General features: G+C 68.5%; 20 protein-coding genes. 9 read left to right on the top strand and 11 right to left on the bottom strand.

Going from position 1 to position 20,944, the window contains the following annotated elements:
- From G6039_RS12520 to G6039_RS12500, 5 genes are read right to left on the bottom strand one after another with little or no spacing between them, the layout of a single operon-like run.
- On the bottom strand, window positions 1-1,314 hold the full coding sequence (locus G6039_RS12520; RefSeq protein WP_029546998.1) for a tyrosine-protein kinase domain-containing protein: 1,314 nt from the start codon (window positions 1,312-1,314) through the stop codon (window positions 1-3).
- Window positions 1,311-2,075: an SGNH/GDSL hydrolase family protein gene (locus tag G6039_RS12515; RefSeq protein WP_029546999.1), complete on the bottom strand. Its 765-nt coding sequence runs from the start codon at window positions 2,073-2,075 to the stop codon at window positions 1,311-1,313. The genes G6039_RS12520 and G6039_RS12515 overlap by 4 nt, the downstream gene beginning before the upstream one ends.
- Window positions 2,072-2,737: an SGNH/GDSL hydrolase family protein gene (locus tag G6039_RS12510; RefSeq protein ID WP_231385990.1), complete on the bottom strand. Its 666-nt coding sequence runs from the start codon at window positions 2,735-2,737 to the stop codon at window positions 2,072-2,074. Before G6039_RS12510 ends, G6039_RS12515 begins: the two co-directional genes overlap by 4 nt.
- Window positions 2,734-3,834: a glycosyltransferase gene (locus G6039_RS12505; protein ID WP_235194045.1), complete on the bottom strand. Its 1,101-nt coding sequence runs from the start codon at window positions 3,832-3,834 to the stop codon at window positions 2,734-2,736. Before G6039_RS12505 ends, G6039_RS12510 begins: the two co-directional genes overlap by 4 nt.
- A 23-nt stretch (window positions 3,835-3,857) precedes the next feature.
- On the bottom strand, window positions 3,858-4,406 hold the full coding sequence (locus G6039_RS12500) for an LbetaH domain-containing protein (RefSeq protein ID WP_029547002.1): 549 nt from the start codon (window positions 4,404-4,406) through the stop codon (window positions 3,858-3,860).
- 377 nt (window positions 4,407-4,783) lie between these two features.
- On the opposite strand from G6039_RS12500, the gene G6039_RS31245 reads away from it, so the two are divergent.
- The 3 genes from G6039_RS31245 to G6039_RS12480 are packed head-to-tail and all read left to right on the top strand — an operon-like array spanning window position 4,784 to window position 8,987.
- Window positions 4,784-6,829, top strand: a complete 2,046-nt coding sequence (locus G6039_RS31245) for a glycosyltransferase (RefSeq protein WP_235194044.1) — start codon at window positions 4,784-4,786, stop codon at window positions 6,827-6,829.
- Window positions 6,826-7,644, top strand: a complete 819-nt coding sequence (locus G6039_RS12485) for a glycosyltransferase (protein ID WP_051359231.1) — start codon at window positions 6,826-6,828, stop codon at window positions 7,642-7,644. Before G6039_RS31245 ends, G6039_RS12485 begins: the two co-directional genes overlap by 4 nt.
- On the top strand, window positions 7,641-8,987 hold the full coding sequence (locus G6039_RS12480) for a lipopolysaccharide biosynthesis protein (RefSeq protein ID WP_029547004.1): 1,347 nt from the start codon (window positions 7,641-7,643) through the stop codon (window positions 8,985-8,987). The genes G6039_RS12485 and G6039_RS12480 overlap by 4 nt, the downstream gene beginning before the upstream one ends.
- On the opposite strand, the gene G6039_RS12475 is transcribed toward G6039_RS12480, so the two are convergent.
- Complete coding sequence (locus G6039_RS12475; protein ID WP_277606665.1) at window positions 8,972-9,643, bottom strand: serine O-acetyltransferase; 672 nt, start codon at window positions 9,641-9,643, stop codon at window positions 8,972-8,974. The two genes, G6039_RS12480 and G6039_RS12475, sit on opposite strands and share 16 nt — an antisense overlap.
- A 63-nt stretch (window positions 9,644-9,706) precedes the next feature.
- Here G6039_RS12475 and G6039_RS12470 point away from each other — a divergent pair, with 63 nt between their 5' ends.
- Window positions 9,707-10,672: a GDP-L-fucose synthase family protein gene (locus tag G6039_RS12470; RefSeq protein ID WP_051359232.1), complete on the top strand. Its 966-nt coding sequence runs from the start codon at window positions 9,707-9,709 to the stop codon at window positions 10,670-10,672.
- 7 nt (window positions 10,673-10,679) lie between these two features.
- On the opposite strand, the gene gmd is transcribed toward G6039_RS12470, so the two are convergent.
- A complete protein-coding gene (gmd, locus tag G6039_RS12465) occupies window positions 10,680-11,708 on the bottom strand; it encodes a GDP-mannose 4,6-dehydratase (protein ID WP_029547007.1) in 1,029 nt (342 codons plus the stop codon).
- Window positions 11,705-12,979 carry a glycosyltransferase family 4 protein gene (locus G6039_RS12460; RefSeq protein ID WP_037201312.1) on the bottom strand — a complete coding sequence of 425 codons (1,275 nt, stop codon included), beginning with the start codon at window positions 12,977-12,979 and terminating at the stop codon, window positions 11,705-11,707. The genes gmd and G6039_RS12460 overlap by 4 nt, the downstream gene beginning before the upstream one ends.
- Window positions 12,980-13,306: 327 nt before the next feature.
- On the opposite strand from G6039_RS12460, the gene G6039_RS30580 reads away from it, so the two are divergent.
- Entirely contained in the window at window positions 13,307-14,233 is a 927-nt protein-coding gene (locus G6039_RS30580; protein WP_241258768.1) for a DUF6492 family protein, read from the top strand.
- A gap of 3 nt (window positions 14,234-14,236) precedes the next feature.
- Here the strand turns inward: G6039_RS30580 and G6039_RS12450 are convergent, their stop codons facing one another.
- A complete protein-coding gene (locus G6039_RS12450) occupies window positions 14,237-14,629 on the bottom strand; it encodes a hypothetical protein (protein ID WP_006944530.1) in 393 nt (130 codons plus the stop codon).
- A gap of 31 nt (window positions 14,630-14,660) precedes the next feature.
- On the bottom strand, window positions 14,661-15,080 hold the full coding sequence (locus tag G6039_RS12445; RefSeq protein ID WP_202917463.1) for a PaaI family thioesterase: 420 nt from the start codon (window positions 15,078-15,080) through the stop codon (window positions 14,661-14,663).
- 168 nt (window positions 15,081-15,248) lie between these two features.
- Here G6039_RS12445 and G6039_RS12440 point away from each other — a divergent pair, with 168 nt between their 5' ends.
- Window positions 15,249-16,427, top strand: coding sequence for an MFS transporter (locus G6039_RS12440; protein ID WP_043798761.1), 1,179 nt, complete (start codon window positions 15,249-15,251; stop codon window positions 16,425-16,427).
- 11 nt (window positions 16,428-16,438) lie between these two features.
- Complete coding sequence (locus G6039_RS12435) at window positions 16,439-17,416, top strand: membrane protein (protein ID WP_043798760.1); 978 nt, start codon at window positions 16,439-16,441, stop codon at window positions 17,414-17,416.
- A 38-nt stretch (window positions 17,417-17,454) separates the two neighbouring features.
- On the opposite strand, the gene G6039_RS12430 is transcribed toward G6039_RS12435, so the two are convergent.
- Window positions 17,455-19,005: an MBL fold metallo-hydrolase gene (locus tag G6039_RS12430; RefSeq protein ID WP_029547011.1), complete on the bottom strand. Its 1,551-nt coding sequence runs from the start codon at window positions 19,003-19,005 to the stop codon at window positions 17,455-17,457.
- A 173-nt stretch (window positions 19,006-19,178) separates the two neighbouring features.
- Between G6039_RS12430 and G6039_RS12425 the strand changes: the two genes are divergently transcribed.
- Both G6039_RS12425 and G6039_RS12420 read left to right on the top strand, forming a co-directional pair.
- Window positions 19,179-19,940: a lysophospholipid acyltransferase family protein gene (locus G6039_RS12425; protein WP_043798758.1), complete on the top strand. Its 762-nt coding sequence runs from the start codon at window positions 19,179-19,181 to the stop codon at window positions 19,938-19,940.
- Between the two features lie 70 nt (window positions 19,941-20,010).
- Complete coding sequence (locus G6039_RS12420) at window positions 20,011-20,832, top strand: Cof-type HAD-IIB family hydrolase (RefSeq protein WP_029547012.1); 822 nt, start codon at window positions 20,011-20,013, stop codon at window positions 20,830-20,832.
- The last annotated feature ends 112 nt before the right edge of the window (window positions 20,833-20,944 follow it).

The raw sequence follows: 20,944 nt of genomic DNA, 5'->3' as shown, positions 1-20,944 counted from the left end.
CTACGCACCTGCGCCTTCTTCCGTCCGGGACACGGTCGGCATCGGGTGATCCGGCACCCGATCGAGGAACACCACCGACGCCGGGTGCCGCGGCAGGACCTCGCACGCGCGCCGCACCTGCTCCTCCGTGGTGACCCCCAGGCTCACGACGAGTGCTGTCGCGTCCGCCTGGGCTCCGACCACCGTGGCATCCACAGTCGACAGGACCGGCGCACAGACCAGGACTACCCAGCAATACCGGGCGCCGAGCTCCGCTGTCAGTTCGCGCAGCGCCGGCGAGCCGACAGCTTCTGTGGGGGCAGGAATGCTGTGGCCCGAGCCGAGAAACGGTCCGGCATCCGACTTGGTCAACGCCTCCTCCAGTTCGGAACGGCCCTCCAGAACATCGGTGATACCGGGCGCATCCGACCGTCCCAGCCGCTCCGTCAGAGTGCGGGAACGCAGGTCGAGGTCGACGAGAACGGCCGCGCCGGACAGTTCCTGCAGCGCAGCGGTCAGGGCGACGGCGGCGTACGTCGCGCCCGCTCCGGTCTCGGGCTCGGTGACCACCACGATGCGGTGATGGTCAGGTCCGTCGGCCACGTTCTGCAGGTCGCGGGCGGCGACGCGTGCGTCGTCGGTGACGATGCCGGTGGGTGCGCGCGTGACCGGCCCGAGTACAGGCCGCCCGCACATCCGGGCGACGTCACGGGGGTCGCGTACCGTTCGATCGAAGACCGAGCGTAGGACCGCGCCGAGCGCGCCGAGCACGACTCCCACCAGGCCGGCGCCGAGCAGCACGACGGGGATCGGCGCGCCCCACGCATCCGCTCGAGTCGGCCGCCCGGGCGGATCGACCACCACGAGTTCCGCTCTCGGTACCACCGAACCCGCTACCGTTTCCAGCGCCTTCACCGTGGCCGCGTACTCGGAGAGATAGACGGTTGCGGTCTGTTGCGCCTCGGCGGCGGTGGGCGCGCCGACGCCGACCTCGATCAGGACCGTCCCGGCGGTGTTCTCCGCCGTGATCCGACCGGCCAGTTCCTCGGGTGCGAGGTCGAGTCCGAGATCGGCGATCACCCGGGCCGCGAGTTCCGGGCTGCGGGCGAACTCCACATAGGTTCCGGCGCGGTGCCTCGCATAGGTGTCGCCGCCGTCGACGGCGCGGCTCACATCGCCGGGTGTGCGGATGAAGACGGTTGCCGTCGATCTGTAGACCGGTGGCGCTACGAGCAGCACGACGATGGCCAACCCCACCGCGAGCACCGCACCCCAGGCCGGCCACCGCCACCGCTCGCGGAGCACGCGGGCGTACTCGAGCATCGCCGGATTCATGGCGTCGCGCTCAAGCCGAGGGATTGCAGTGCCGAGACGAGCGCGGCGCTCAGTTCCCGGTCACCCCGGGAATTGGGGTGAAGACCGTCCTCGAGCAGGATCGGGGACGTTTCGGTGCCTGCGAATCCGTCGTGGATCGGATCTACGAACAGCACACCCTCGGCGGCAGGCTCGTCTCGCAGTCGAGCCATGGAGGCGTCGTCGAACCCGATGGTGTCGGAGGGATCGGCCAATGTCCTCGGCCGTACGAACACGATCGTCGCCTCCGGCCACGTCCGGCGCACCTCACCGAGCGTGTGGACCATCGCCTCGTAGACATCCTCCGCAGGTGCGAATCCGTCGTTGCGTCCACCGTCGAGGACTACGTAGTCGGGGTCGTATCGAGCGTCCAGTTCCGGAATCCGCTCGGAGAACGACGTGGTCTCCCCGATGTACTCGTTGACGACAAAGCGATTAGGCGGTCCGCCACTGATGTAGCCGGTCCCCGGGATCCCCGACAGTGCACACGTCCAGCCCATGCGCGCGGCTGCCCGGCAGGCATAGGAGTTCTCGGCGAGATCCGTGCCGCTGGTGTACGAATCGCCGATGAACAGCGCTGTCGGGGGGGCCGTCCCGGCGAGATCTGCGGTGCTCGGCGGCGCGACCGCGGGGGACGTGATGCCCGTCGACCCCCAGATCGGCGCCGCTGTCACCGCGACCCCGCCGCAGATGACAGCGCTTGCGAGCAGGGTCAATGCCGCATCGAATGGCCGCATCTTCATTCGTGTACCTCCCCGCGCACCCAGGCGGCGATTCTGGCCGCGAGCACCGACTGGCCCTCGTCGGTCGGACCCGTCAAGTCGGGCCGCATGAGTTCCGTTGTAAGCCAAGGTGGGTCCAGTGCATCCAGGAACGGCACGCCGGCCGTCTCGGCGGCGGATCGGACGATCTCGGCCACACCGATCACTTCCGGGGCGACCGGGGTTTCGTACCAGGTCGGCCCGACCACCAAGGCGCGTTGCCCCCCGCGAGCGATCTTGCCCAGCACATCGCCGGCACCCCAGGCGACCCGCTGCGGATCGAAGGACGTGTCACTCGTCCCGCCGACCACCAGGACGACATCCGGTTGCGCAGCCTGGGCACGATCCACCTGGTACGTGAAGGCGTATCCGCCCCGGCCGTCGGCTGCATATCCGGCGCCGGGAAGTGAAACGTTGGTGACGGCCCATCCGGTGCGCTGGGCCATGAGTGTCGGCCACACCGTCAGGTTCTGGGTTCCGACGGTGTAGTAGTCGCCGACGACTGCGATGTGCAGCGGTGGGGCAGAGGCGGCCTCGACATCGCTGCGTAGGGCGATGACCGACGCCGTCGTGAGTGCGGTGGCGAGGATCAGTGTTAATGCAGCCACCATCAGCGCCCGCGGAGTGTCGACCAGTCGCTTCACGCCTTCCACCCGATCAGTCGTGAATAGGTGTCCTCCAGGTGACGGCACACGGGTGCCATTCCGAGTTCGCGGCGTACGGTCGCCCGGGCCCGCTCACCCATGTCTGTGGCCAGGGTGCGGTCCACCAGCAGAGTGCGGACGGCGGCGGTCAGGGCGGGAACATCGGGAGCGGTGACGATTCCGCTGCCGGTTCGCTCGACGAGCGGTGCCAGGCCGCAGTCGGTGCCGACGATCACGGGTACACCGACGGACATCGCCTCGAGCACCCCCATCGGGTACGGCTCCCGGACGGACGGCAGCACGTATACCGTTGCGCACGCAACCCGGCGGCGCATCTGTGCTGGATCCACAGGTCCGCTCCAGCGGATGCGGGACTCGTTCCCGATCGCGGCTAGCACCGCAGATCCCTCACCTTGGTCGGGGCCGATCAGGGTGAACCGGGCATCGGCCCCGGTGGCGAGCAGGGCGCGTGCCATCTCCACGAACACCGTCGGTCGCTTGCGCGGATGCAGCCGCGCAGCGAACAGGACCTCCGGCGGTCCGCTCGCGGTAGGGGCGCGAACGGGCAGATCCGGAATACCGTTGCGGAGTTGTTCCAGCGCCAGGTCCGGTCCGGCGACGGCGATCAGTTGTTCCCGTTCCCGCGGCGTCAGGTGAAAGACCGCACCGGCGCTGAGCAGCACCTTGCGGGTCCAGATGGCGTCGAGCGGCGTGGCAAGCGGATGGCGCGACGGCACGACCATCCCGTGGGTTTGCACCGCGTACGGAATTCGGTGGCGGAGCGCGGTCACGGCCACCGGCAGGGTCACCAGGTCACGGCCGAGATGGACGTGCACCAAGTCGAAATCGGCGCGGCACCGACGGAACCACCGGCCGAGGCCGGGCGCACCGAGTCCGGCGAAGCCGGATCCGGGAAGCAGGGTCCTCGCGGGAAACAGTTGCACCGGCACATCGTTCACTTCGGTCGGTACTACCGGGAATCCGCGCGTTGCCGCTGCGAGGGTCACGTCGTGTCCTCGGCAGCGGAGTTCGCGACTCTGATCGAGAGCGACCCGGGCCGGGCCGCCGTACGCACCGTCAGGACTCAAGAGCGTCACCACCTGCAGGATCCGCACGTTGATCAACCGGGTGCCACGCTCGGTGCCGGCGACCGGACGAGCGAGTCCGCCGGCACGTTCGCCGACACCACGGCCATGGCACCTACCACCGAATTGGCGCCGATGGTGACACCGCGCAGCACCACCGACCGGAGGCAGATCCAGGCGCCGTCCTCGACCACGATGGGCGCATTGTCGAACTCGAACGTCGGCGAGCGCCGATCGTGGCTGCCCGTGCACAGGTACGCCTGTTGGGAGATGCATACGTCGGAGCCGATGACGATGCGGTCGATGTTGTAGAGATCGGCCCCGGTTCCGACCCACGAGTTGTCGCCGATGGACAGCTTCCACGGCCACTGCACGCTCACCCCGTGCTTGATCAGCACACCGGTGCCCACCTCGGCGCCAAACCAGCGCAGCAGCGCGCAGCGGAGCCGGTTCGGGCACCACACCTGCGAGAACAGCATGGTGGAGACGGCCACCCACAGAGCCTGCGCGAGGAGTCCGCGACCCTTGTTGTACGGTCGGCCGCGCCGTGCCGCCAGTGATCGCTTGGCGCGCGCACCGGACATGAGGATCTCCTGCACCGGTCGATCGGTTGCTTCTGTGGGTAACGGTACGAGGTCCGGCCCGATTTGTATCGAGAACCGCTAGGGTGAAGGGTCACGGCTGGGATGACGGGAGCCGAAGGGGGCGATCTGCCGTGGTCGATGTCCTTGTGAAGGCCCCTGCCGCGGACGTCGGACCGGGGCCGCGTTCGGCTACCACCTTCGGCGAGCGACAGCGCAGACGCCGACTCGTGCTCGCACAGGCGGCTGTGTTCGCTCTCGGTGTGACCGCGTTCGTGCCGGTGGCCGACGTGACGGCAACCGGCCTGTCGATCCTGTGCCTGCTGCTGGTGCCGGGATACCTGCTGATCGAGCATCGGGGCATCGAACTCCTGCCACTGGTGCTCGCGGCGGCGGGCTGGATCTCGTACCTGGCCTCCTGCCTGGTCAACGGCGTCGCTGTGCTGTCTCCGAATGTCATGGCTCCCGCGGCGTTCGCGCTGTACCTGATCGGTTTGAGCGTGGTCGTCGGTCGGTCCGTGCGAGCGATCGCGACGGTACTTGCGGGGATTGCGGCGGGCACCGTGATCTTCCATCTCGTGCGGGGCATCGAGCTGACACGGACCGGGAGCTTCCTCGATCTGTGGAAGTACGGCATCGCACAGTCCGCCACCATCCTCGTACTGTTCGTGTTGGTGAAAGCGGGCGTACATCGACTCGCTCTCCCGTCGGTGCTCGCCGCGCTCGGACTTGTGAGTCTGGTCCTGAATTTTCGCTCACACGCGTTGATCTGCTTCGTGGCGGCCGCGACCGTGCTGACAGGTTGGGTGTTGGCGCCTCGAATCGGTCGCGGATGGCAGTACGCCGTCGTGTTCGGGTTCGCCGGCACCTTCGCGGTCGTGATGCCGAGTGTCGCCCGTACGGGATTGCTCGGGCCTGCGCTGCAGGCGAAGGTGCTGCAGCAGGATTCGAGCGGTCTTCCTGCCCTGTTCGCCGGACGTCCCGAGCCGCCCCTGTCGCTCACCGCGATCTACGAGCGACCACTGCTCGGATGGGGTGATGCACAGCACCTCACACCCGAGTTGTACACATCGGCGGCACATCTCGCGATCCGGCTCGGGTACACACCGACCCTGCCTTTCGAACTCTACTGGCGTATCCCCGGGGACTACTCCGCACTGCATTCCATCGTGCTGGCGTCGTGGGCGGAAGGCGGCGTCGCGGCGGTAATGCTGCCTCTATGGTTGCTGGGCGTCTGCGGTGCCCTTGTGTGGAATAGCCCCCGTTACGGCCGGTGGGCTCCGTTGGTGGTAGTGGTTGCAGTGCAGGGAATCTGGGACTTGCTGTACTCGCCATGGACGTACAACCTGATTCCGGTCTACGCCTGCATCGTGCTGTTGTTCTCGGCGCGACATTTCCCCGGGTCCGTACGCGCAGGCCGCGAACCGGCACGGGTTGCGCGGCCGCCGATCCAACCAGTCGCCAACGGACGCGACGACGGACCCGCCCCGGACGCCCGAGTCAGCGTCGTCATCCCGACGATCGGTCGGCCGACCCTGACGCGGGCGGTGCAGTCCGTGCTCAACCAGTCCTGTCCGGTGGAGGAGATCGTCGTCGTTGCCGATACGGGGGCGCCGCTGCCGGTGTCGTCGAACGACCAGATCGTCGTACTGGGGGTGGGTCCGAATGCCGGTCCGGGCCGGTGTCGGCAGGCAGGCATCGACGCTGCCCGCGGCACGGTGATCGCACTCCTGGACGACGACGACGAATGGTGCGCCGACAAGTTGCGGCGCCAACTCGACGCCGTCGCCCACAGGTCGGACCGGAGCTGGATCGTGTCCTCCCGCATGGCGGTTGTGGGCCCCGGCGACCGGAGGCGCATCTGGCCGCGCCGACTCGTCAAGGTGGATCAATCGGTGGCGGATTACCTGTTCCGGTTCACTGGCCTGACGGCCGGCGGCGCCGTGTTGCAGGCGTCGACGCTGTGTTTTCCCGTCGAGATCGGGCGCTTGATCCGGTGGGACGCGGATCCGGACGGGGTGCACGACGAACCGAGCTGGCTGATGCGGGCGCAGCGGGAGATCGAGGGGTTGAGCATTATCCAGTTGGCGGACGTATTGAGCACGTACCACGTGTCCGGCGAGTCCGTCTCCCGCACAGCCCACGACCGCTCCGGCGAGTACATTGCGTGGGGACTGGAACATCTGCGTGGAGAGTCGCCACGGGTACGAGGCGACTACCTGTGCACCAGTCCGGTCAGCGCCGCGGTATCGGCCCGCTCGGTGGTCGGCGTATGGCGTTCGGTGCAGGCCGCTGTGCGTCACGGCAGGCCGGGACCACAGGCACTTGCCTATGCCGGGCTCGGTGCGGTCCGAATTGCGCTGTTGCGGGGGCGTGCAGCCGCCAGGCAGGTACGGACGACGATGCCGCTCCGGCGGTCGCGGTGACCGTATCGCCGCATGACCTCCGGTCACGGCCCACGGTGTCCGTGGTGACCATCTCGTATCGGGACCTGCCAGGCCTTCGGCGGACACTGCCGAGCGTGCAGGAGCAACGCGGTGACTTCGACATAGAGCACGTGGTCATCGACGGCGGATCCGGCGCCGACGCGGAGCAGTATCTGCGGTCCCAGGACCGCTCGTTGGCTTATTGGCACTCCCGGCCGGACAGGGGCCGCTACGATGCGATGAACCTCGGTCGCGCTCGGAGTACGGGCGATCTGGTGTGGTTCATGCATTCCGGCGACTGTTTCTCGGACCCCGGAGCGGTCGCGGCCGCACTCGACTCGATCGGTGGGGACGGCCGCGCAGTCCTGCGTCGGCGCTGGGGCTACGGCCGGGCACGGCTGGTCGACGCACACCGGAACGTCACCGGGACGTGGGGCTTCGTACCGTTCGAGCTTCGGCGGTTTGCCCTTGGGGACAGACCGATCCCGCATCAGGCGGCCTTCTTCGGTGCCGCGATCCTCGATCGGTTGGGCGACTACGACGTCGAGTTCGGCCTCGCCGCGGATCAGCTGTACATGCTGCGTGCCGCACTGCTGTGCCCACCCGTCGTGCTCGATCGTGTGGTCTGCAACTTCGATACCACCGGGGCGGGGTCGGTGCGGCCTCTGCGGGACCATTACCGGGACACGCGGCTCGCGTGGGACGAGGCGGGGTACTTTCCGCTCGGCTGTCGCACGGCATCGGAGGCCGCGTCACGGGTGGTCGAGGTGGTGGCGCACAGCAAGCTCGCCGCCCGGACACTAATGCGACGATGACGGTCGATCCGCGTCGGTTGGCGCCCGTCGAGCAACGCGCTCTGGTTCGCGGCACGCTGTACCGCATTCTCGGCACCCCGGTCGTGGCCGTGTTCGGTCTGGTGAACACCGCGATCATCGTGCGGAACACCGGCGAGGAAGTCTTCGGCTTGGTGTCCCTCGTCGCCACGACGACCTTACTGTTTCCCTTCGCGGATCTCGGTATCGGTGCGACGGTACTCAGCGCCGCCGCAGCGTTGAACGTGCCCCAGCGGGATCCGGACCCCGTCGACGTCATACGCCGTGCATATCGGACCGTGTCCGCCGTGGCCGGCGGGGTGATCGTCGGCGCACTCGTCGTCATGGCGATCGACGGGTGGGGCCCGCTCGTGGGCATGTCGACCGGTCCTGCGGATCGGTGGGCGATCACCGTGGCAGTGGTGCTGTTCGCGTTGACGATTCCTGCGGGGTTGGGGGTGCGCATCCTCATCGGTATCGACCGGAATCACATCGCCACCCTGGTCCTCATGAGTGCCGCCGCGTTCTCCCTGCTGCTGACTCTTGCACTGACCGCGCTCGACGTCGCCGGAATCTGGTATGCGCTGTCGGCGCTGGGGGGTGTACTCGCCGGGCACATCGTGGGCACGGTGGTCGCGCTGCGTCTGTCCGGCCTGGGACGGTCGATATTCGAGCCCGTCAGCGCAGCATCGGCGCGGATCCGGTTGTTGAAAGGAAGCCTGTGGATGTTCGTTGCCGGCGTCGGTCTACCCGTCGGCTTGCAGTCCGGGCGACTGCTCCTCGCGCATTTGTCCACGCCAGCGGAGTTGTCGGCGTACGCCCTGATGGCGCAGATGTACGGCGTGGGATGGTCGGTGCTGTCCACCGCAGGAATGGCCTACTGGCCGGTCTTCGTGAAGCGGCGGGGTGCGATCGAGGCGACGGTGCGCATGTGGTGGTCGGTCACGGCGATCTTCACGGCAGCGGCCGCGCTCGGTGCGGGGGTGCTGACGACGCTCGGGCCGTGGGTCGCATCGGTGCTGTCCGACGGCCGGGTCGACGTCGCGGTGGCGTTGGCGTGTTCGTTCGGGGTGCTGTTCGTCGCGCAGGGGTGCCATCTTCCGTCGGGCGTGCTGTTGACTCGACCGACCGAGGCGCGATGGCAGGCCGGGTGCATCGTGGCGATGGCCGTGATCGGCCTCGGCCTCGGGCTTGTGCTGGCGCGGCCATACGGTGCGGTGGGCGTGGTAACTGCCGGGGCGGTGGGCGTCTTCGTCGGTCAGGTGGTGCCGGACCTCCTCCGGGTGCCAACGCTGGTGCGCCGCCGACCACCGGTCGAGGAACCGGGGTGTCAGCGACCATCGTGACCGGGGGGCGGTGGCTGCACCTCGCCGAGAGGACGGGCGAGCGGCGCCACCACGGTGACGCCCGCGGGTACGTCATGGATCACGGTCGCATTCGCTCCCACAGTTGCGCCGTCGTGCAGAGTGATCGGGCCCAGCACCACGGCTCCGGCAGCGATCCGGACCCGGTCGCCGATCGTGGGCCTGCCGGTCGCGTCGTATCCGATTGTGACCTGCTGGTTGATCCAGCAGTTGCTGCCGATGGCCTCGGCGGAAACGATGGTGCCGACTCCATGCTGGATGAAGAGTCCTGGACCGATCCGGGCGGCATCGAGCGTCAGGGTGGATGCGGGGCGATAGAGCATGCGGAGCAGGAACCGCAATGCCATGGGGGCGGGGCGAAGACGGTGGTGCACGAGGGTACGGAACTCGGCCAGGGCGCCGGCGAGGTAGGCGAAGCGTGAGTAACCGTCCAAGGCCCGTAGCTCCGGATCGTTGATGCAGTCGATCCACCGATCGACATCGGCCTGAACCGTCGTCGCGGCGTGGGCTCGCACCACGCCCCACCACAACGGATAGACGCAGATCCGAGCTGCGCATATCAGTCGTTCTCGTGCCCTTCCGGCTGACATCAACTCAATCCTGCCGCACGCGTGTCCGGCCGGATGGGGAATCGGCAAGGATCTGTAGGACCGAGCCGAAACGGGTTATACACGACGAAGCTGCAGCGACAAGCTGGAACAATGGGGGTCATGGTGTGCGAGCCGCTTTCGACGGATACCCGGATCTACATCGCGGGGCATCGGGGCCTGGTCGGATCGGCGCTGTGGCGGCACTTCACCTCGCGGGGCTTCGCGGATCTGATCGGACGGGACTCCATCGGATTGGATCTCCGCGATGCGGACGCCACCAGGGCGTTCTTCGAGGAAACCCGGCCCCAAGTGGTGATCGACGCGGCCGCGCGAGTCGGGGGCATCGCTGCGAATTCGGCCCGACCGGCCGAATTCCTGTCCGACAACATGCGGATCCAGCTCAACCTCCTCGACAGTGCCGTGGCGTCCGGCGTCGAGCGGTTCCTGTTTCTGGGGTCCAGTTGCATCTATCCCAAGTTCGCCGAGCAGCCGATCCGGGAAGAAGCCTTGCTCACCGGTCCGCTCGAGGTCACCAACGATGCCTATGCGATCGCCAAGATCGCCGGCATCTTTCACATCACGGCGATCCGGCGCCAATACAATCTGCCCTATATCTCGGTGATGCCGACCAGCGTCTACGGACCGGGCGACAACTTCCACCCGCACGACAGCCATGTCCTGCCGGCGATGATTCGCAGGTTCTACGACGCGACCCGCGACGGTGTGAACGTTGTGACCTGCTGGGGTACCGGGCACCCGCGCCGTGAGTTCCTGCACGCTGACGACCTGGCCGACGCATGTCATTTCCTGCTGGATCGTTACGACGACGACTCGGTGGTCAACGTGGGTGCAGGAACCGATCGGACCATCGCCGAGGTGGCGCAACTGGTCGCCGGCGTGGTCGGGTACCGCGGCAGGATCCTGTGGGACGCCACCATGCCCGACGGCACGCCGCGCAAGCTTCTCGACGTACGGCGCCTGACCGAGCTGGGGTGGACCGCGACGATTCCGCTCGAAGCGGGGGTGCAGAGCACCTACGAGTGGTTCCGTCGGCATCAGGATGCGTATCGAACCTGACGTCCCGTCATGTTCCCCATCCCGCCACCGTCGGCCGGTCGATCCACGACGTACCGCCTGCCTCGAGCGACCGGATGTCCGCTTCCACCATGATCCGCACCAGTTCGGGCACCTGAACCCGGGCTTCCCACCCGAGCAGCGACCGGGCCTTGGATGCATCGCCGACAATCGCATCGACCTCGGCGGGACGCAGGTAGCGCTCGTCGAACCGAATGCGCCGTTGCCAGTCGAGACCGGCGTGCTCGAAGGCCAGAGAAAGGAATTCTCTTACCGTACAACCTCTGCCGGTGGCGAGCACGTAGTCGTCGGGACGGTCCGCCTGGAGCATGCGCCACATCCCTTCGACGTACTCCGGAGCATAGCCCCAGTCGCGCACGGCGTCGAGATTGCCCAGGTACAGATGCTCGTTGAGTCCGGCGCGGATCCGGGCCACCGCGCGCGTGATCTTCCTGGTAACGAATGTTTCTCCGCGGCGCGGTGATTCGTGGTTGAACAGGATCCCGTTGACGGTGAAAAGGCCGTACGCCTCCCGGTAGTTCCGGGTCGCCCAGTATGCGAACACCTTCGAGACGCCGTATGGCGAGCGGGGATGGAACGGTGTGAGCTCGTTCTGCGGTGGTGGCGAGGAGCCGAACATCTCGGAGCTCGATGCTTGGTAGAAGCGGCAGTCCAACCCGAGCTGCCGGATCGACTCCAGCATACGGATCGTGCCCAGTCCGGTTGTGTCGGCCGTGTACTCCGGCTCGTCGAAGCTGACACGGACGTGTGGTTGGGCCGCCAGGTGATACACCTCGTCGGGTCCGATCCGAGCGAGTAGCGCCATCAAGCGGGTTCCGTCGAGCAGGTCGCCGTAGTGCAGGAACAGCCGGGCATCGGGATCGTGCGGATCGACGTACAGGTGATCGATCCGGCCGGTGTTGAACGTGGACGCTCGACGAATGATCCCGTGAACCTCATACCCTTTCTGCAACAGGAGTTCCGCGAGATACGATCCGTCCTGCCCGGTGACTCCTGTGATGAGTGCGCGACGCCTCATGGGTCCTCCCCCTCACGTGTCGAGTGTGTCGTTCGGCGAGTCGCGGCAAGATCCAGGATCCACTGCTCGTACTGGTCGATCGCTCCTGTCGTGGAGAGGAGCAGGTCGCTGTAGCGCCGGCCGGCCTCGCTCAGTCGTCCGGCCAGGGCGCGATCGGTGCCCAGCCGGACCGCCTCACGCAGCAGCAGGTCCGGGCGTCCGGCCGGGACCCGGATTCCTGCGTCGGACTCGGCGATCTCCTCCGCGGTGAAGCCGCTCTCGTCGGTGGCCGCCAGGATCGGCTTTCCAGCTGCGAAGTAGGAGGTCAGCTTGCTGGGTACCGCCATATGGGCTACGCCGGGGAGTTCGTTGACGAGGAGGACGTCGGCCGCGCCCAGCGCCGCAGGGAACTCGGCCTCGGGTACCGGGGGCAGGAACTGGAGGTTGGGCACGCCTGCACCTGCGGCTTGCAGATCTGTCCGTCGATGTCCGTCCCCGAGCAGAACGAAGCGGACCCGAAGGCCACGTTCGCCGGCCAGGCGAGCGGAGTCGATCACGTTCTCCAGCCCCTGTTTGGTCCCCATGTTCCCGGCGTGCAGGACGACGATCTCATCGTCGCCCCACTTGTGCGTCGATCGGAAGTCGGCGCTGGCGGCCGGGTCGGGCACGGCGATGTGCGTCCAGTTGCGCACTTCGCGGATCCGTCGCGGATCGACGCCGAAGGTGCACACGAGATCGGTGGCGAAGCCCTCGTGGATCACGGCGACGCCGTCGGCCCGCCGGATCGTGAACGCTTCCACCGCACGGACGGCGCGTGCGGACAGGCCCGATTCCGCGCCCATCTCCACCAGAGCGCGACTGTAGACGTCGTGGACGACGACTCCGAGGGCCGGTCGGTGCGGGGTCAGCTGGGTGCGAGTCGCTGCCAAGGCAACGGCCAGCAAAGGGGGGCTCACGCACACCACGACGTCAGGTCGGTACCAGGGCGCGGTGAGGAGCTGGAGGCCGAAGGTGAGTTCCATGATCGCCCGTCTCCTCATGGAACGACCGCTGGGCACGTGGTGACGGAACCGAGCGACGCGGACACCGTCTATCGTTCCGATCCAGCGGAAACCCCCGTATCCCTCGGCGAGCTTCCACTGGGGATAGTGTGGTAGTCCGGTCAAGACCCGGACGTCGTGTCCGCGTGCCGCCAGGCCCGTCGCCAAACCGGTCGTGTAGGGCGCGACTCCGGTTACTTCCGGCGCGTAGTTGATCCCGAGGACAGCAACTCTGATGCGGGGGCGGGACACAAACCGAGGGTAGCCGCCACATGTATCGGCAGGGGGAGCTTCACCGGGTATCGGATACCGTACCTGCCCGTGGCAATCGGGCACGGCCTCGTGCCTGAATAGTGGACGGCGGAACGACGTCGGATGGACGACTGTATACCGGAAGGCTGTGATACCGGAAGCCTGTGGGATCGTCCGTGTTGTACCCGAAACGCCACACGGTCGTGTCTCGGTCGGTAGATTCGAAAGTGAATGGCCGAGATCGGTGATCTGCCGTGCGCCGATGTCACGCGAGCACGGCGGAGGCTCCATGCGTGAACTCGAGCGCAGATCGGATCGGAGGGGGAGTTGGGTACCCTCGCCGTACTGACTGCAAGTTACAGACCGGATTTCCGGCATTTCACGGAACTGCATTCGTCGGTCGTGCAGTACACGTCGGACGATGTCGTCCACCATGTCGTCGTGCCGAACCGCGACGTCGCGCTGTTCACGACCATCGAATCCCGTCGGCTGACGGTGCATCCGATCGACGCACTGCTGCCGCGTTCCTTTCTGTCCACGTATCCACTGGGGAGCCGATTGAGGGGAATCCCCCGGATGTCGAGAGTGGCGAGAGTGGAAGCGCTCAACCTGCTGCGGCCCTGGCCACCGGTCCGCGGTTGGGTACTGCAGCAGATCGTCAAACTCGCAGCGACGAGCCGCATCGAGGCGAACGTGGTTCTGCTCGTCGATTCCGATGTTGCGCTGATCCGCCCTGTCGGTGCCGACGATTTCCTCCGCGGCGGAGCGGTCAGATTCTACCGACTGCCCGGCGGGATCACTACTGCGATGGCGAGACACGCGGCTTGGCGCGATGCCGCGAATCGGCTTCTCGGCCTCGACGCGCGGTCGTCGGACCCGTCGGCCGACTATGTGACGTCGTTTCTGACATGGGATCCTCGAATCGTCCGAAGGGTGGGCGAGCGCGTCCGCGAGGTCACCGGCGACGACTGGCGGGCTGCCGTCGCCCGAGAACTCCACTTCTCCGAGTGCTTCCTGTACGGCACCTACGTCGATCGTCTCGGCACCGACGCCGATCGATCGTTCACGCGATCGGACACCTTGTGCCGCAGCCATTGGGGTACGACGCCTCTCGATCGGGCCGCTGCTGTCCGGTTCGTGGACTCGATCGGTCCCGACGATGTCGCCGTCCACGTCCAGTCCACGTCACGGACACCACCCGACATACGCCGGTACGTGCTCGACGCGGCGGCCGAGCGCGTGAAGGATTTCTGAGGCTCAGCTGCCCGGGTCGCAGCCGACGGCCACGTACGCGTGCAGGCCGTCGGGGTCGTCGCGCAGCAGATACTCGTAGTCGCTGGTGGCCATCACGGCGTCGTTCGCGTCGCGGAACGACCAGCGCACCCGGGCCCGCACGATCTTGTCGGTGACCGGGGAGAGGTCGAGCAACTCGTGCCCCACACCGGCGAGGCCGTGCTTCCGGTAGGTCTCGTTGCTCTGCGTGAGCGCCTCGGTGATCTCCTTCCGGTTCGCCAGCGATCCGGCGAACGAATCCGTCAGGATCGTGCCCGGTTCACCCCACAGCGCGGCCGAGGCCTCGGCGTCGAACCCGGCGAGCGCCTCTCCGTACAGGGTGAAGAAGCGGTCCAGTGCGATGCGTTCCACGCTCATGCACTTCAGTGTGCGGGTCCGGCGACGGTTGTCAGCGCAGAATCAGGCAGGTGGTCGACGCGGTCGCGAGCAACCGGTCGTTCTCGTCGCGGGCCTCGCCGCGGGCGGTGGCGGTGCGACGGCCGCTGTACTCGCAGATGCCGTGCACGCGGACGACGCCGTTGCCGGCCTGGACCGGCCGCAGATACCGCACCTGCAGGTCCAGGGTCGTGTACCCGACACCGGCCTCGAGCGTGCTCGACACGCTGAACCCCATCGCGGTGTCGAACATCGTCGCGATCACGCCGCCGTGCACGCTGCCCACCGCGTTGGCGTGGAACTCCTGCGGTTCCATGCTCACCTCCACCCAGCCCTCGCGGGCGTCGGTCACCCGGAAGCCGAGCGTGCGCGACGTCGGATGGTGCGGGATGGAGCCGTCGATCAGGCCGCGCAGGAAGTCGAGGCCCTGCATGTCGCGGTTCGCGGCGGACGTCGGGGCGGGGTCGTCCCACGTGTAGGTGCGCTGGCGTTCGGTCACCCGCCGACCGTATCGCGCGGTGACAAACCCGTCCGCGCGTGCCACCCTGGAGCCATGCGCCACCGATGTTGATCCGGCTCCGCCTCTTCCCTGACCGTTCGTGTGGTGGCGTACGCGGCCACCCGCGAACTCGTGCCGCTCTACGGCCTGTACGCCCTCCTGTTCGAGGACCACGGCCTCGGTACGGGCGAGATCTCGTCGCTCTTCGTGCTGTGGTCCGTCGTGGCGTTCGTCGCGGAGGTGCCGTCGGGCGCGTGGGCCGACACGGTGTCCCGCCGGGGCCTGTTGCTGCTCAGCGCGGTCCTGTTCACCGCGGGCTTCGCCCTGTGGCTGCTGTTCCCGGGTTACTGGGGGTTCGCGGCGGGCTTCGTGGCGTGGGGGATCAGCGAGTCGCTGAAGTCCGGGACGTTCGAGGCCCTGGTGTACGACGAACTGTCCGCACGCGGGGCGGCGCACCGGTATCCGGCGGTACTGGGCTACGCGAACGCCGGCGAGACGCTGTGCGTCCTCGCCGCGACGCTGTCGGCCGCGCCGCTGTTCGCGGTGGGCGGCTACGCGACGGTGGGGTGGTTGTCGGTGGCGATCACCGTCGGCAACGGGTTGCTCGTCCTCACCCTGCCGGCCGCCCCCCGTCACGCCTCGGCGGACGAGACAGGCGCCGTTCCAGGCGCTTTCGTGACCCGCTACCTGGCGGTGCTGCACGCCGGGACGAGCGAGGCGCGACGCAGCGCCGTGGTGCGCCGCGCGGTGCTGCTCGCGGCGCTGCTGTCGGCGTGCCTCGCGTTCGAGGAGTACTTCGCGTTGCTGGCGCGCGAGGGTGGCTCGAGCACGTCCGCGGCGCCGGTGCTGGTGGCGATCACCGTTGCGGGACAGGTGCTCGGCGCCGCGACGGCCGGCCGCACCGCGGCAATGACCGGTCGCGCCATGGGGGCGGTGATCGCCGCCGGGGGTGTGCTGCTGGCGGCGGGTGCCGCGCTCGGCGGCGCGGCGGGATTCGTGGCGATCGGCATCGGCTACGGCGCCCTGCACAACGCGATGATCGTCGCCGAGGCGCGGATGCAGGACGCGATGAGCGGGACCGCCCGCGCGACCGTGACGTCGGTGTCGGGCCTCGTCGGCGAGGTCGCGTCGGTGGCGGTCTACGCCGGCTTCGCGCTCGGAACGGTCTGGCTGCCGCTGGCGGCGGTGCTCGCCGCGTGGGCGGTGCCCCTGCTCGGCCTGGCCGTCGCGGCGGTGCGGTGGCTGCCGCCGTCTCAGTCCCCTCTTAATTCGCCGGACTAACGTCCTCCGCCATGCGTGCTCGTCTCGTTCCCGCCCTGTTCGTCGCCGCCGGTCTCGGCCTGATCGGTACCGGTTCCGCCTTCGCGTACGCCGACGCGCCCGCCGTCGCGACGCCGGCCGACGCACCGCCCGCCGCGACCGGCGACCCGCTTTCCGGCACCCGCAACAACCTTCAGCAGGCCGGGTTGCCGCTCGCGCTTCTCGGCGGTGGGGTCGGGCAGCTCACCGACGGCAGCCGCCAGCTCGACGACGGCGCCCACCAGCTCGCCGACGGGCTCGCGCAGGCCAGCGCGGGTGGGCAGCAGCTCGCCGACGGGCTCGGTCAGCTCCAGGGCGGGGTGGGCCTGCTCGGCGACGGTGCGACCCAGGTCAGCGATGGCGTCGACCAGGTCGTCGACCGGCTCACCGGCTTCGGGGAGATGCAGGCGGGCGTGACCGAGCAGCTGACCGTCGTCGCCGGCACCCTGCGGCAATCGCCCGACCCGGTGTCCCAGGAGGCCGCCGCCCGGCTCGACGGGCTCGTCGGACGGCTGAACACCGAGGGGCTCGGCCCGGAGACGCTCGCGCAGCTCGAGCAGCTGCGCGGCGGCGCGCGGCAGCTCGCCTACGAATTGAGCGACCCGGACGCGCAGTTCGTCGCCGGCATGGTGCAGGCCGCCGACGGCTCGCGGCAGCTACGCGACGGACTGATGCTCCTCGACGACGGCGGCCGGCAGCTCGTCGACGGCACCGGACAGCTCGTGGACGGCGTCGGCCCGGTCACCGGGGTGATCGAGGGAGTCTCGGACAACGTGCGGGAAGCGACGGCCGCGCTGCCGAAGTCGCCGGCCCCGGCGTCGTCGGGCGACGTCGGGGCGGCGGTGGAGACGACCGCCGAGCGGCAGTGGTGGCCGTATGCGCTCGTCGCGCTGGGGGCGCTGGTGCTCGCCGTGCCGGCACTGTTGCCGAACGTGCTGCGGCCGAATGTCACACGCGTTCGATCGAACTGAACCCATGTGACATTCGGCCACACCCACGCGACGGGGGGTCAGAGCTTGCGGGAGCGCAGCTCGTGACCGCGGGAGGTCTTGCAGCGGCCGGTCACGAGGTCCCACTGCCAGCCGTGCAGGTTGCAGGTGAGGCTGGTGCCCTCGACGACACCGAACTTCGACAGGTCGGCCTTCAGGTGCGGGCAGCGGCGCTGGATCTCGAACCCGCCCAGCTCGATCGACGCGGAATCGTCGTGGGCCTCCGCGAACCAGCCGTCCGCGTAGGCGATCCGCTCGTCGGTGAGGCACTTGAAGAACGTGTAGAGGAATTCGTTGTAGCCGCCCACACGCCACGCCTCGAAGCGGGTGGACAGGAAGATGGTGTTCACCCAGTCCGGCTCGTCGTCGCGCAGGACAGTGCGCACCAGCTCCGGCGCGATGCGGAAACCGTAGCGGTACTTGCCTTCTCCCTCGATGGGTTCGCGGACGACCCGCTTGGGGAAGTCCAGCACGACCGTCTCCTCGCCCATCACCAGGCCGACGGGGTAGCCGATGCCGTCGCAGATCAGATCGGACTGCGCCATGATCGGCTCGAACTTCGCCTTGAGCGGGCCGAGCAGCGGCTCGCCCTCGGCGGGGGCCCACGTCGCCTTCTCGGCCTCGAGCACAGGGGCCAGGCGCTGCGCCATCTCCTCGATGTACGGGGCCTTGTCGGTGAAGATCCGCTCGACGTCGGCGTCCGGGATCGGGTGGGTCAGCGTCATCGACGTGCTGCCGTGCACCTCGAGCACCGAACCGGGGATCATCAGCACGCCGCCGTCGTTGCCGTGGAGGCGCATCTGCTCGAGGAAGACCATCTGGTCGGGGAAGATGTTGCCCTCGTCGCCGTGGTCGTCGTTGAGGTGGCGCAGCGCCGGATCGAGGAACACCGGCGGCCCGGCCGACGGGACCACCCACGTCGCGCCGACCTGGTCGATGTAGCTGCGGCAGCGATCCATGCCGCGCTGGCGCTTCTGCTTGCCGAAGTTCGCCTTGGTGCGCTTGGGGATGTCGTAGACCATCGGGTACCAGATCGCGCCCGAGTACTGCAGCAGGTGGACGTCGATCCGACCGAACGCCTCGAGCATCGAGTCCATCTCGACCGGGCGGGCGTCGTTCATGTTGAACACCGTGGTCTCGCCGTCCGAGACGACGAGGCCGGAGTCGCCGATCGGCCCGTCCGCGGGCGCGCGCAGGGCGATGATCATGACGTCGAGGTCGCCCTTGGGGCCGCTGACGGTGTGCTTGACGGAATCGGTCGTCTCGAGGAACTTCGTGAACCCGAGCTGCTCGAGGTCGCGGCGCAGGTCCGGGACCGGGAAGTCGGGCAGCAGCACCGTCGCGTCCTTGTTGACGTGCTTGCTCAGGTTCTCCGGGTCGAAGTGGTCCTTGTGCAGGTGCGAGACGTACAGGTAGTCGACGTCGCCGAGCTTGTCCCAGTCCAACTGCGTGTTGTCCGGGAAGGGGAACCACGACGCGAAGTACGCGGGGTTGACCCACGGATCGCACAGGATCGATCCCGCTGCGGTCTGAATGTGGAACCCGGCGTGTCCGACGCTGGTGATCTGCACTTCGTTGCCTCCTGACGTGCTGACCGACGTACCACCCAGCGTAGGGGGACGCCGGTGCGGCGCCGCGCCCAGGCGGTGAACCCGGGCCGGATACGGGCCTTTGATCCCGAATCGGGCGGGCGGCGGACATCGGGCGGAGCCCGCAGCCGCCGATCCGGCTACTCTGACCGACTGTGGAACCCTTCTACCGGACCGTCATCGGCCTCGCCCGGACCGTCTTCGCCGCGCAGGGACTGAAGTTCACCGTCACCGGCGCCGAGAACATCCCCGCCGTCGGTGGCGCCGTGATCGCCATGAACCACGTCGGCTACATGGACTTCACCTACGCGGGCCTGCCCGCCCGCACCTCCAAGCGCTACATCCGGTTCATGGCGAAGAAGGAGGTCTTCGACCACAAGATCTCCGGTCCCCTGATGCGGGCCATGAAGCACATCCCCGTCGACCGGGCCGACGGCGCCGACTCCTACCGCGCGGCGGTGGCGGCGCTGCGTGCGGGCGAGCTGGTCGGGGTCTTCCCCGAGGCCACGATCAGCCGCAGCTTCGAGATCAAGGGCTTCAAGACGGGTGCCGTGCGGATGGCGCTGGAGGCGGACGTGCCGATCATCCCCGTGGTGATGTGGGGGTCCCAGCGGGTGTGGACGAAGGGGCACCCCAAGCGCCTCGGCCGCACGAAGACGCCGATCTCGATCGCCGTCGGCGAACCCATCGCGCCGAACGCGTCGGCGTCGGAGCTGACCGCGGAGCTGCACGAGACGATGGAGCGCATGCTGCGGGAACTGCAGGGCAGCTACGTCCACGAAGCCGGTGCGTACTGGGTGCCCGCCCGGCTCGGCGGCACCGCGCCCACGCTCGCGGAGGCCACGGCGCTCGACGACGCCGACACCGCCGCGCGCAAGGCCCGCCGGGCGCAGAAGGATGCCGGCACCGACCGGTGACGACGACAGCCGCGGTGAGGCCCGGGTCGTCCGGATGCGCCGTGTCGCGGCGGACCGGCACAATGGCGAAGTGAGCCGAGATCTGCCGAGCCTGGTTGCCACCGACGTCGACGGCACCCTCATCGACGACGAGGAGCGCGTCTCGGACCGTACCCGCGCGGCGGTGCAGGCCGTGGTGTCCTCCGGGACGCCGTTCGTCCTGGCCACCGGCCGTCCGCCGCGATGGATTCCGCCGGTGATCGAGCAACTCGGTTTCGCGCCCATGGCGGTGTGCGCCAACGGCGCGGTGCTCTACGACAGCGCCGCCGACCGGGTCCTGAGCGCCGCCGTGCTCTCCGCGGACGAGCTGGCCTGGGTTGCCGACGTCGCCAACAGCGTGCTGCCCGGCTGCGGTCTGGCCGCCGAGCGGATCGGGGCGAGCGCCCACGACGCCGCGACGCCACAGTTCGTCAGCGCCCCCGGCTACGAGCATGCGTGGCTGAATCCGGACAACACCGAGCTCGCCGACCACGAGGTGATCGCCGAGCCGGCGGTGAAGCTGCTGATCCGGATGGCGTCGGCGACGAGCCACGAGATGGCCGAAGCGCTGGCCCCGCAGCTCTGCGGCCTGGTGGACGTCACCTATTCCACGGACAACGGCCTGATCGAGATCTCCGCCTCGGGGGTGACGAAGGCGTCGGGCCTGCAGCTGATGGCCGAGCACCTGGGGGTGGCGGCCGACGGGATCGTCGCGTTCGGGGACATGCCCAACGACATCCCGATGTTGTCGATGGCGCGCCACGGGGTCGCGATGGAGAACGCGCACCCGGACACGAAGGCGGCCGCGGACGAGGTCACCGCCACCAACACCGAGGACGGGGTAGCCCGCATCCTCGAGCGTTGGTGGCGGTGACGGCCCCGGCGAGGGGACCGGCGGCCGGCTAGGGCACCGGCGAGGGGACCGGCGGCCGGCTAAGGCACGGCCGCCGGTGCCGGCGCTTCGGGAGCGGGGGCCGGTGCCGGGG

This window comes from Rhodococcus aetherivorans (assembly GCF_011058165.1).
GTDB classification, from domain to species: Bacteria; Actinomycetota; Actinomycetes; order Mycobacteriales; family Mycobacteriaceae; genus Rhodococcus; species Rhodococcus aetherivorans.
This window is presented reverse-complemented; position numbering and strand designations above follow the sequence as displayed.